The following is a 12,225-nucleotide window of genomic DNA, read 5'->3' as shown; positions in this document are numbered from 1 at the left end:
GGCAGAAGCGTTAAATACCGAAGCGAAAAAACTCTATCGAATTCACGTTAAAACTTACGTCTAAAAAAGGGAATTCTTAGATTGAAACTGCTCAAGACTTCTCTATGGCAAACTGTTCTGTAGCCAAAAGCGGCGATCGAGTTCTCGTGGCTGTTATGAACAATCAGCGAGATCTGGAGATTGCACGCGAGTATCGTTGGTATCGAATTCCGATCGCAAGTGTTGAGAAGTTTCTGAAAAAGTGCTGGGAGCCTCAATGGTTAGCGTTTTATCAGACTAAAGTGTTTGAAAATGAAGCTTATGCAATTCGCTATTATGCGCGAGTGGAAAAGATCGAAATCGTCGATCGCGCCCACTTGTTTCCTACAGAACCTCAATCTGAAAAACGCTATTACAAACTAGAAATTACTCCATTAGAGTGTTTAGCTCAACCGATTGTGAGCCAAAAGCATCGAAGAATTACATTCCTGCAAACGACTTTGGAACAGTTTAGAAATGCCAAAGAAATCAGAGATTTGCAGGGCTGAGTTGATGACTCAAAATTAAAGGGGCTCTCCTGGACTTGTGGTGAAAAAGAGGGGGGTTGCTGATAGCTTCCTCAAAAGATTGAGCTAAAAGCCTTACGGGTTAGAGGTTTCGTGATCAATCAGGTTAGCTTATAACCAGAACATCAGGAGAGCCATTAAAGGGTCATCCTGTTCTTGAAGATTGAAATGTTTGGAGATTAAAAACCTCCGATTCCTTTAAAAGCCTTGACTTTTACTTTTGCGCCGTCAGAAGTCCAGACTTGGTTATCGCCCGATTGAGGATTGCGCCAGAAGAAATCAGTTTTACCGTCTTCGTTAAAATCGGTTATTTGATAAGACCAGTCTCCCGGTGTCGAGGGGAGATCGATCGCTTGATTGTCTGATCCGATCGCATCTTTTCCCCAGACCCAGACGACATTCTTTCCAGTAAAGCGCTCTCGCCAAAAGATGTCAGTTTTGCCGTCGCCATTGAAATCGACAATCTCATATTGATTGGTGAGCGACTGTGACTTTAGAGAATCAGACTTGACTACGTTAGCGCCGTCCATCATCCAGATACTGTTTGCGCCAGTTTGAGTGTTGCGCCAGAAAATATCGGTTTTGCCGTCGCCGTTAAAGTCTGCGATCGCGGCTTCCCAAATTCGTGGCAGGGATGGCAGCTTGCCAGATTGAGCGATCGTCAGCCCATCCATCAGCCAGACCACCGTTTCACCCGTCGCTTGATTGTGCCAAAGAATATCAGACTTACTATCTCCATTAAAGTCGCCTGTTCTGTAGTCCCAAATGGGCGCTAATGTGGGCAGAGAGCCGGATTTTTGCAAGGTGCCGTCTTTGATCAGCCAGGCTAGATTTTCACCTGTGGTTCCGTTGCGCCAAAATAGGTCAGTCGTGCCATCTTTGTCAAAATCAACCAGAGTTGGTTCTGTCCAGCCAGACTTGCTCTCTAGGGACGGAAGTGAGCTTCTTTGCTTGACGGTGCCCAGATTGTCGAGGAGCGCGATCGCGTTGTTGTTATCGCTGCGTAAGAACACATCAGTCGTGCCATCGCGATTAAAATCGGGCAACTTTAATGGATTCAAGTTAGTCGAAATCACCATATTTTGTACCTAAAGCCTCATTGGGTTAGCACTTAGATGCACGCAATTGCAGTATTTCTTGACCACAATAAACTTACAAAGCAGGCGACCCCAAAACCGGAAAACTTTCTGTTCGCAAGCGTTTCTCAGGTTGATGCGACTCCTTGAGGGTCACTCAAAGCAATAGCCTGCGTGATTTCGGTCGAGGTGGTGACAAATCCAAAGCACTGATTGACGTTATATAGCGTTGCCTGCCAGCAAAATTCTGGAGAAGTTGTGGCGGTGCAGTCTTGAATCAACAGACAATCGTACCCTAAGAAATTTGCATCTTGTAAAGTCGCCATCACGCACTGGTCAGCATTAACACCCGTAAACAAGAGTGTAGTCCGACCGAGGTTGCGAAGGATACTGTCTAGAGGCGTATCCCAAAAGCCACTCATCCGATATTTGTCCACGCTGACATCGTTGGGCTGAGGTTCCAATTCATCGACGATCGCAGCGGCCCAACTGCCTTTCATCAACACGGGAGCCTGATTTTTGGGTAGCGGATCGCCCAATCCAACGCCTACACCACTGGGATTGTAAACATGGCGAGTTGCCGCGCTGATATTCAAAAGATCAGGACGATTGCCCCAATTCACCCAAATCACGGGCACTTGAAGACTTCGCAGCACAGGTAAAAACGTTTGTAACGGTGTGATCGGCTGACGCGCCGGAGAAACATCCACGCCAATATGAGCTAACCACCCATCAGGATGACAAAAATCGTTTTGCATATCGATGACGACGATCGCTGTTTTAGCCAAATCAACGCGCAGCTTTTTGGTATCTGTGGCAACGATGATCGGATGCGATCGCAAAGGAGAACGGGTCAGATCTGCGGTCGTTTCATCAACTAACCAGGCATTTGGAGGAACGCCCAAGGTGTGAAGCGGTGAATTCATAAAATTGCTCAGTACAGTTAAAACCAGCGATTAAAACCAGCGATCCCCAAAGGGAACTCTCAGGCACGATCGCTCTTCATTAATTACTACGAATGTTGGCTGAAAAGCTGTTCATCGCATTACGAATTGATTGTCCAATCGAGAAATAATTGAAATCAAACTCTAAATTTCAAAAGATACTTCAGATCTTGGCATGTCTGATCAGTTGAGGATTTTGACGCTCGATCGCACCAACCCAATCCGATAAATTAACTGACGACGAGTCATAACCGCAGCCATCAAAATCTGTCATTGGTGATAGTCCCGATCGCTAAATTAGCCGCTCAAACCCTTCATTTTGGACTATAAATATCTCACTTCCTCCCTCCTCCCTCCTCGCGAATGCGGGGCAAAGCCCTCCCTCATCCTTCACCCCCATGCGTTTCCCTACCGTTGCCGCCTGTACCCTTGCTGCTCTTTCTGCTTGGGATGTCTCACAACCTGCCAATGCCAACGTTCCCGAAGCTGCAAATTTGGCTAACGGAGCGGTATCAGACGTAGTTGTCCCGACTGAAGGGGGAGCCTCTGTTCGGGTACAAGCGATCGCACCTCCGGAAACGATCGTCTCTCAGCAATTCTCAGAAACGGCTCCTCAAACCACCTCAGCAACCGGGCAACCCGGAGATCGGTCTGCTCAATATTATCAGGACTATCAAATTCCCACGACAGAAACCGCTCAGACATCCCCAAATTCGCCCTCGGCTCAAACTCAACCTTCGATCAATCCGCCCCCAGTTCAGCCCAGTTCTCAACCTTCGATTAACCAGCCGACCTGGATTGTTCCTCAAGCCCCAGCGCCGTCGAATCCTCCCGTTCGCAATGCGCCTCAGCCCACGTCTGATCTGGTGGTGACGGCAACCGACGTGCAAATCACAGGCGCAAATACCGAACTTCAACAGGTGATTCGCAGTAATATTCGTACCCAACCAGGCGGAACAACCAGCAATAGTCAGCTTCAGCAAGATGTCGCCGCCATTTTAAACACGGGATTATTTGCCAATGCGAGTGTAAACAGTCGGCCGAATTCCAATGGGTTGAGTGTGACGTTTCAAGTCCAACCGATCGTCGTTCGTTCTCTCCAACTTGTCGGCGCGCAGAGCCTCACTCCCGCGATCGCCAACGACTTTCTCAAAGCTCAACTGGGCGCGATCGTCAGTCCCGCTGCTCTCAATCAAGGCGCAAACCAAATTAATCAGTGGTACGCCAAGAATGGATTTAATCTGGCGCGAGTAGTGGCGGTTTCTCCGAGTCGAGACGGCGTAGTGACGATCGAAGTGGCAGAAGGCACGATCGGCGAGATCAAAGTCCAATTTACCGATGAGCAGGGCAAAACTGTTGACGAAAAAGGCGAACCGATTCGCGGTAGAACTCAAGAAAGCTTTATCAAGCAGCAGTTGCAGACTCGTCCGGGGCAAATTTTTAGAGAAGACGTGGCTCGCCAAGATTTACAACGGCTCGTCAACACAGGCTTGTTTAGCAATGCGCGAGTCGATCTCCAAGGCGATGCCCGCAAGCTGGATGTTGTCTATGTTGTGACCGAAGCCCGCAGTCGATCGGCTAACCTGAGTGGCGGATTCAATGATGATTTGGGCATCTATGGCAGTGTCAACTACAGCGATCGCAACGTTGGCGGCATCGGACAAACGATCAGCGGTAACGTTCTAGCTGGGACGAAGGATGTACAGTTCGACGGTCGCTTTGTCAGCCCATACCGCTCGACTGAACCTGACAAACTGGGCTACAGCGCCAACTTTTTCCGACGACGAGGCATTTCTCGTGTGTTTGACGACGATGAGAGCAAACTGGCCAACGGCGATCGAGCGCGAGAAGGTCGATTTGGCGGCGGCGTTGAGGTCAATCGTCCCCTGGGCAATAACTGGAACGGCTCACTAGGACTCAATTACACCCGCGTTAGTTTACGAGATGCTGCTGGTGATGTGACAAGGCGCGATCGTGATGGCAGTCCGCTTTCGTTTAGTGGAACGGGCATTGACGACCTGGTGACGGTCGGATTCAACGCGACCCGCGACTTGCGCGACAACACCATCAACCCCACTCAAGGATCGCTATTGACGCTGAGTACTGAGCAGTCGTTACCGATCGGTCAGGGCAACATTCTTTCTAATCGTCTGCAAGCCAACTACACCGAGTACCGACCCGTCAATCTGTTGAACTCAATGCAAACTCAAAAGCAGCCAGAAGTTCTCGCTTTTAATGTGCAGGCGGGGACGACGATCGGCGATTTGCCTCCCTACAACGCCTTTACGCTGGGCGGGCCTAATTCAGTTCGGGGTTACGGTGGCAGCGAAGTGGGTATTGGTCGCAGTTACCTATTAGCTTCGGCAGAATATCGCTTTCCGATTTACCGAATTGTCGGCGGTGCCCTGTTTGCTGATTTTGCCTCTGATTTGGGGTCAGCTAAGGGCGTTTTGGGCGAACCGGGGGTTGATCGTAACCGTCCGGGAGCCGGATTTGGCATTGGTGCAGGACTCCGACTAAACTCTCCTCTAGGAATTATTCGAGCCGATTTTGGGGTGAATGATCAAGGGGCAACTCGACTTCAATTTGGAGTGGGTCAAAAATTCTAATTCACCTGGGTTTTGTCTCAAGTTACTTCTGAAACTTCTGATAAAACAATCAATCTCTAAACTCCGCGCTTCAAAGCTCCATTCTTTTGTTATGCTAGTTAAGGCTTAAGTCAACCTCAATCAAACGGCTTTTGCTCTGGTGATCAAACCAGCTTATGCGGATGTGGCGGAATTGGTATACGCGCACGCTTGAGGTGCGTGTGGCTTTGCCTTGCGAGTTCGAGTCTCGCCATCCGCATCAAAAAAAGGGCACTTCGCGATGAGGTGCCTTTTCTTTTTGGAAGTTTTGGAGTCAGGAGGAGAAGCAACCTCACTTCCTAGCTCCCAAGCAAGCTGATTAAAAATTGGTTCGACAAGATTTTTTCGGTGCAGTGGTCAAGTCGTCTGCCTCCATGCTGCCAATTCTGACGTGAATTCGATGAAATCCTTCGCTGTCGTTACAAATTAAGGCAGACCCAAAATCCCTCACGAGTGGGGAATTTATGGGGCTGCCGAATTGACCACCGCAGCGAGAGATTTCATCAAATTCGCGTCAACTAAACCTCTAACGGAATTTGTGTCTGCTCGGAATCTTGACGGATTTGCTCAGTCTCACCGGGCTTGTGGGCAATCAAATATTTGCTCATAAAGTGAACCTGCGTCGAAACGTCTGAGAAGCCCGCATCTTGAAGCCGTTTTACTAAGTCATCCGTTGTGTAGTGACGGTAGTAAGGCTCATGGAACGTGGTCGCAAACCCATCCATTAAAGGAGCCATTTCGGATGAGTCGCTGGCTTGGATCGAGTCACAAATCACAAACGTTCCACCCGGCTTAATCACTCGAAAGCATTCATTGATCACATTCTGGCGCGCCTGTGGGGGCAGTTCGTGAAATAGAAAAACGCAGGTAATTGCATGGAAGTAGTGATCCAGATAAGGCAACTCTTCTGCATTCGACTGAAGCAACTGCGGCAACTCACCCGGATTTTGGGACAGCATTTGATTGGCTTTACGCAAATAAGCTGGAGACAAATCCACTCCATATAGAGAAACTTTGGGCAACATACCACGCAGCATTTTAAGCGTCCGCCCTGTTCCACAAGCCACATCCAACACTTTGATCTGACGCGGGTCAATCGAGCTAAAGGTTTGCAATCCCTGCTTTAAGGGAGCCAGCACCCGTCGCCGCATGGCATCCGCCGTCCCATTAAACAACAACTCCACCTGCAAGTCATACAGGTTGGCCGACATATCACTCAGATAGCCGTCTGTCTGATGATGAAAGTTTTGCACATAGTAGCTGGGATAGCCACTCGTCTCGACTTGAGGTGAAAACTCCTGGTGACGCTTCTGGTTAGCCCGATCCCAAATCTGGGGCATATCCAACCAAACAGACGGGTAAAACCGGAAAAAGTCTTCCCAGGGGTTGTCAAACAAAATGCTATCGGGATACACCCCATTTTCGGCATCCTGCCAGTCGGCTTCAAGCACTCGATTAAAGCGCTGCTGAATGTTGAGCAGCAAATCAGCAGAAATGGGAGTCGTTTTCTTTTCGGAGGGAGCGGGGTCAACGAGCTTTAGAATTTGCATACTGAGGGCTTTGTGTGCCAATCCAAAGTAGCTTTTGCCCTGAGAAAAAGTTTGATATGCCAGCTTTGTCAACGTTTCAGGCATGGTAGGTTGGGAAACATTAATCAACTATGTGAATAAGTGTAACGAATAGGATGAGAGAGTTTCACCCCCGATCGACAGATTTTCCAGTACTTTTACTCTTCTCAAATCCAAGTCAATACAACCGATTTATTTTGCCAACAAAAAAGCGACGATCAACTTAAATTTCGATCGCCGCTCAAAACAGATTCACCCAATCCCGCCTGAACAGTCACTTACTAACAGTCATAGTAAAGCGCAAACTCATACGGATGAGGACGAATGCTCATGGGAATGACTTCACGATCTAGCTTGTAGCTAATCCAGCTTTCGATAAAGTCCTCGGTAAACACGCCACCCGTCGTTAAGAACTCGTGGTCTTTCTCCAGATTTTTGAGAACTTCTGCGAGAGAACCCGGTGTCGAAGGAACCTTTGCTAACTCTTCGGGGCTGAGTTCGTAAATATCTACATCCAACGGTTCACCCGGATCGATCTGATTCTTGATGCCGTCAATTCCTGCACAGAGCATCGCCGCAAACGCTAAATAAGGATTCGCCGTCGCATCGGGACAACGGAATTCTAAACGCTTGGCTTTGGGGTTGCCACCAGACAGCGGAATCCGCACCGAAGCAGAACGGTTACCTTGAGAGTAAGCCAGGTTAACCGGAGCCTCAAAGCCTGGAACTAACCGCTTGTAAGAATTGGTCGTGGGGTTGGTAAATGCCAGCAGAGAAGGCGCGTGCTTGAGAATGCCGCCGATGTACCAGAGAGCATTTTGGCTCAGACTTGCGTATCCGTCGCCAAAGAAAGTGGGCTGTCCGTCTTTCCAGATCGATTGGTGACAGTGCATTCCCGATCCGTTGTCGCCAAAGATCGGCTTGGGCATAAATGTCGTGGTCTTGCCGTACTTTTTGGCCACGTTTTTGATGCAGTATTTGTAGGTCATCAGCCAGTCAGCCGCTTGTACTAGCTCACCGAACTTAAAGCCCAACTCGCACTGTCCGCCCGTCGCAACTTCGTGGTGATGCTTCTCGATCGGCACCCCGCACTTCAACATCGTCAATAGCATCTCAGTCCGCATGTCATGAGAGGTGTCGGTCGGCGCGACAGGAAAGTAGCCTTCTTTGTTGCGAGGCTTATACGCTAAGTTGCCGCCCGGTTCTTGACGACCAGAGTTCCATACGCCTTCGACGCTATCGACGTGGTAGTAGCCTTCATGCTGATTTTGGTCGTAGCGAACGTCATCAAAAATGAAAAATTCTGCTTCTGGGCCAAAAAAGGCCATATCGCCAATCCCTGTGGATTTGAGATAGTCGAGGGCTTTTTGGGCGATCGATCTCGGATCGCGGCTGTAGGGCTGCCCGGTGCGAGGCTCCCGAATGCTGCAAATCATGCTCAGGGTCGGTTCTTCCATAAAAGGATCGATCCAGGCAGTGTTGGGGTCGGGCACCATCGCCATGTCTGACTCGTTAATCGATTTCCAACCCCGGATGCTCGATCCGTCAAACGGCACGCCTTCGGTAAAGCTGCTTTCGTCAATTTGATCTTGATACAGCGTCAAGTGCTGCCAAATACCTGGCGTGTCGATAAATTTTAGATCGATCAGTTGGATGTTCTCGTCTTTGATCTTTGCCAGGATTTCCTGCGGGGTTGCCATGAATGACTCCTTAATTCGTGTCTTGCGTTGCGAGAGCGTTGGGGTTGAAAACTTAGATTTGGGAAACCTTCCGAATGTCTCAGATTAAAGAAGCACTGCCTTAACCTGCAACCCTGTGGAGAGATTCATTCAGAATTTTCTTAAGTCCATTTTCTTTACGCTAGAAACTAGTCGTCTAGCGGCTGGAATTTGCGGCTTTGGCAAGGATTCTAGCGCCAGAGTTCTAGTTACCTGCATCATGGTAGAAAGAGGCTTACAGGGATTTTGTATCCTTCGTTACAAAAAACTGAGGATTCTATAGAATTAAACTCAGATTAAGGATTACAAATGCTACCGGAGAAAAGTCTCAGTAGGGTGGTTTCGTTCTAAGCGATGTTAAGCAATGTAAAAATTCTTAAATAGATGCTTCACGATCGTCCCCTCCATAAAATTAGGCTCAACCCCACGTGGTAGACTTTTCCTTAAATTCCATAGACGGTGAGCGATCGACGAATCGCTGTAGGTCGGCGCTCTCAAGTTTATTTTGTCAAGGTTTACAGGGATTATAGGGAGAAAAATTTCATGCGGGACGCAGTAACAAGCCTGATTAGAAACTACGATGTGACGGGTCGCTACCTCGATCGCAACGCCATTGATAGCCTGAAAACCTACTTTGACACGGGGATGGGGCGAGTGCAGGCCGCTGCTGTGATCAACTCAAATGCGGCGGCGATCGTCAAACAAGCTGGCTCAAGACTCTTTGAAGAACTCCCTGAACTGATCCGCCCCGGTGGAAACGCTTATACGACTCGTCGCTACGCCGCTTGTCTGCGAGACATGGATTATTACCTGCGCTATGCCACGTATGCTCTGGTCGCGGGTGATACCGATGTATTGGATGAGCGTGTTTTAGAAGGTCTGCGGGAAACGTACAATTCCCTCGGCGTGCCCTGCGGGCCAACAGTGCGCGGCATTCAGATCATGAAGGAGATCGTGAAAGAGCAGGTGTCTGCGGCGACGGGCGTTGAGAAGCCAGATTTTGTCGATCAGCCGTTTGATTATATGTCTCGTGAGTTGGGCGAGAAGGATCTCTAGGGAAGGGATGAGGGAGGGCTTTGCCCCGCATTCGCGAGGAGGGATGAAAACAACTGATTTGTTGGCATTGGCATCCCTGCATCTCAGATAAGTATTGGGGTTGAGCAACTGACTACTGGTTGAGTGTGGCATCGGGTTCTAAAATCCAAATAGCACAGGCACGATCGCTCTTGGTAATCATGGACTCGTTGCCTTTCTTGGCAAGACGATTTGCAAACTCGATCGCCTCATTTTCAGTGCGAAGTCTTCTCATAAAGCCGTAATATTTGTGGTCAACGACGATCGCCTCCAAAGGTTTTGCGACATCTGGTACGCGAATCTGACACACCTGATATTGCTGAGAAGAGTTCAAGATCCTCCAGAGGCCGTCTTCAGAGTGACGATTAGCAGACTCACGGGGCAACGTTTTTGTCTGGGCATCTGGTTCATAAACCCAAACAACATCTCCTTTTGCAGTCTGCGTAATCATGACCTCATTGCCCCGATAAACCAGTCGAGCCGCAACTTGCAGGGTTTTTGGGTGATCTTTGATTAGCTTAAAAAAACTGTAATATTTTTCTTCAACACAAATGGCTGCGAGCCGCTGACTGTCATCTGGTATTTGAATGTGACAGGAGCGATACTGGGTGCGTTTGAGAATCCGGCAGCGAGGATGATCGGTAATCTGCTTGGAGGCTGCGATCGCCGAGGGAGGAACCTGGAACACCATAGAGTACAACTTTCTAGCTAACTGTGAAGGTTTGTATCAAAACTTAAGAATATTGTCCTCACAACTGTTCCCCATTCAGAACCGTAAATCCCCTAACTTTGAAAGATGAGGCCCCAAAGATCAGGGATTAGGCCGCACTACAAAAAATGTGAAATGATACGTTCATCCTTCCTCGCGAATGCGGGGCAAAGCCCTCCTTACATCCCTCATCCCTCCCCATGAACACTGCTTGTCACATTATTGTTGAGGGTAATCCTGCGATCGTTTACGCCAGCAGAGGCGGCAGACCCGAAAAAGTTTTGCCCATTTTGGAGCGATTTTTGGATAAGTTTTGGCAAGAACGCGACACCTCTGGAGAATCGATCGATACGCCGGAATGTCTGGTGGCGCAAATTATTGTGCGGTTTGGCTACGAGATTTGTGAGGATGATTTCTCAAATCTTAAAGTCGGACTGAAATATGATCCAACGGCAGAGTATTTATACTTTGTGGGTGCCGATCGTACGGTTTGTGTTTGGGCGACAGGCGACGAGTATCGTCAGCATCCAGAGTTGGGCGTACAGGCGTGCGATCGTACGGTAGAGTCTTCGCTCAGAGTCGGAAGTTAAGAAGTTCAAATCTGCTTCTGGTCGAAAGCGTCTCGGAAAACGATGTAGTCTGCTTCAACTTGGGCGGCGTAGGAGCGAACGTAATCTAATACAACGCTGTGCCAGTTGGGGGCATCTTGGGCAAAGGCGATTAGATCGTCAGCGATCGCTGATCCTTGTCGGCCTCCACTGCGTAACTGTCCCCAGGCGGTGACTTCTGCCATTGTTTGCATGACTCGCTGAAGGCGTTTGATTTTGCCATTCCAGGCGGTGAGATCGACGCGATCGGCGGTCGGTTGGAGTTCTCGCAGCACATAGGATTTGCCGTCTAGCGGTAAGGGGTTGAGCAAGGCGGGCGGTGATTCTTGAAAGCGATGCTGAATGCTGGTGATTCGGCCTGCTTCATTGCTCCAATTGGGTTGGGGAATTTGTAGGTGGGGATGGAGGGAGGACGATCGCGCCGCCTTCAAATCCAGCAAATAATTGGCGTGAGGTGAGCCATTGCCTTCGACCAGAATGATGTAGCGATCGAGTCCCAGACTTCCCGTTCCTGCAATGCGATGGGCGACATCCAACACGTTGAAAAATTGGGGATTCTTCTGAGTCGTTGCCCAAGTGTGGATTAGATCGGTGACCTGCGATCGCTCTTCAGACGTGACCGGAGTGGTTTTCTCTGGAATTAATTTCAGCTTGCGCTGTTTGCCTTTAAGGTCAGTACGATCGGCGAGAAAGGACTTGCGATCGCGCAGTTTCAACCGATTGAGCAAGTCAGCCACTAACCCTTTAGCGGTTTCACGATGAATGGTGCGATCTTTACCTGTAGCGAGGGCAGCGGTGTAGCTTTCTAGAAAATAATTGCAGAGTCCCTGGGCTTCTTCGTCGCTGATATCCAAAGTATGCGCGCCGACCAAAACGCTGGTGAGAAATCTGGTTACATCCCACGTACAGGGCGCTAGAGCCGATTCGTCGAAGTCGTTGAGGTCAAAATAAACAAGGCGATCGTCTCCTTTGTAGCTGCCAAAATTTTGCAGATGTAGATCGCCACAACTCCAGACCGGGGGAGCATTATTGATCGCAGCGTCCGCAGGCAAATCTTGATAAAACAGATGGCAAGTGCCCCGCAAAAAAACGAACGCATTCGTGGCCATCGATTGATATTTGAGCTTGAGCAGCTCTGGGTTGCGCCCCTGGTTGAAGGCTTGAATCTGAGCAACGATATCTCTGGTCATGAAAAAGTCCTGAAATTGCTTGCAAGAATTGATTAACTGATCACTCTACGCTTTGCTAACGCTATGAACCGATCTCTGCGGGCCATTACGATCGTCGCCATCAGTCTATTCTCCTGCTTGACTGACAAAACTCAGGAAAGCGAGAAAGGAAGCTAGGAGGGAAGTA

10 protein-coding genes and 1 tRNA gene are annotated in these 12,225 nt (G+C 49.1%); 5 read left to right on the top strand and 6 right to left on the bottom strand.

Annotated features, from left to right (window positions below; all coding sequences use genetic code 11):
- The first annotated feature begins 104 nt into the window (after positions 1-104).
- Entirely contained in the window at positions 105-527 is a 423-nt protein-coding gene (locus ACKFKF_RS31855; protein WP_446871404.1) for a hypothetical protein, read from the top strand.
- A 197-nt stretch (positions 528-724) separates the two neighbouring features.
- On the opposite strand, the gene ACKFKF_RS31850 is transcribed toward ACKFKF_RS31855, so the two are convergent.
- Positions 725-1,624, bottom strand: coding sequence for an FG-GAP repeat domain-containing protein (locus ACKFKF_RS31850; protein WP_446871402.1), 900 nt, complete (start codon positions 1,622-1,624; stop codon positions 725-727).
- Positions 1,625-1,749: 125 nt separating this feature from the next.
- Positions 1,750-2,547 carry a cysteine hydrolase family protein gene (locus tag ACKFKF_RS31845; RefSeq protein WP_446871401.1) on the bottom strand — a complete coding sequence of 266 codons (798 nt, stop codon included), beginning with the start codon at positions 2,545-2,547 and terminating at the stop codon, positions 1,750-1,752.
- A gap of 416 nt (positions 2,548-2,963) precedes the next feature.
- Here ACKFKF_RS31845 and ACKFKF_RS31840 point away from each other — a divergent pair, with 416 nt between their 5' ends.
- Positions 2,964-5,174, top strand: a complete 2,211-nt coding sequence (locus ACKFKF_RS31840; protein WP_446871400.1) for a BamA/TamA family outer membrane protein — start codon at positions 2,964-2,966, stop codon at positions 5,172-5,174.
- 157 nt (positions 5,175-5,331) lie between these two features.
- Positions 5,332-5,412, top strand: a tRNA-Leu gene (locus tag ACKFKF_RS31835).
- Between the two features lie 298 nt (positions 5,413-5,710).
- On the opposite strand, the gene ACKFKF_RS31830 is transcribed toward ACKFKF_RS31835, so the two are convergent.
- Positions 5,711-6,826 (bottom strand): class I SAM-dependent methyltransferase, encoded by a 1,116-nt coding sequence (locus tag ACKFKF_RS31830; RefSeq protein WP_446871399.1) that lies wholly within the window; start codon positions 6,824-6,826, stop codon positions 5,711-5,713.
- 215 nt (positions 6,827-7,041) lie between these two features.
- Positions 7,042-8,460: a type I glutamate--ammonia ligase gene (glnA, locus tag ACKFKF_RS31825; protein ID WP_446871398.1), complete on the bottom strand. Its 1,419-nt coding sequence runs from the start codon at positions 8,458-8,460 to the stop codon at positions 7,042-7,044.
- Between the two features lie 561 nt (positions 8,461-9,021).
- Between glnA and apcB the strand changes: the two genes are divergently transcribed.
- Positions 9,022-9,534 (top strand): allophycocyanin subunit beta, encoded by a 513-nt coding sequence (gene apcB, locus ACKFKF_RS31820; protein WP_446858843.1) that lies wholly within the window; start codon positions 9,022-9,024, stop codon positions 9,532-9,534.
- Positions 9,535-9,646: 112 nt separating this feature from the next.
- Here the strand turns inward: apcB and ACKFKF_RS31815 are convergent, their stop codons facing one another.
- Positions 9,647-10,243, bottom strand: a complete 597-nt coding sequence (locus ACKFKF_RS31815) for a hypothetical protein (protein WP_446871397.1) — start codon at positions 10,241-10,243, stop codon at positions 9,647-9,649.
- A 218-nt stretch (positions 10,244-10,461) separates the two neighbouring features.
- Here ACKFKF_RS31815 and ACKFKF_RS31810 point away from each other — a divergent pair, with 218 nt between their 5' ends.
- The gene (locus ACKFKF_RS31810; RefSeq protein ID WP_446871396.1) at positions 10,462-10,851 is read left to right on the top strand and encodes a histidine kinase; all 390 of its coding nucleotides are present in this window, start codon (positions 10,462-10,464) and stop codon (positions 10,849-10,851) included.
- Positions 10,852-10,856: 5 nt separating this feature from the next.
- On the opposite strand, the gene ACKFKF_RS31805 is transcribed toward ACKFKF_RS31810, so the two are convergent.
- Positions 10,857-12,059 (bottom strand): DUF2252 domain-containing protein, encoded by a 1,203-nt coding sequence (locus ACKFKF_RS31805; protein ID WP_446871394.1) that lies wholly within the window; start codon positions 12,057-12,059, stop codon positions 10,857-10,859.
- Positions 12,060-12,225 lie beyond the last annotated feature (166 nt).

It is taken from the genome of Phormidesmis sp. 146-12, from assembly GCF_052939495.1.
This window is presented reverse-complemented; position numbering and strand designations above follow the sequence as displayed.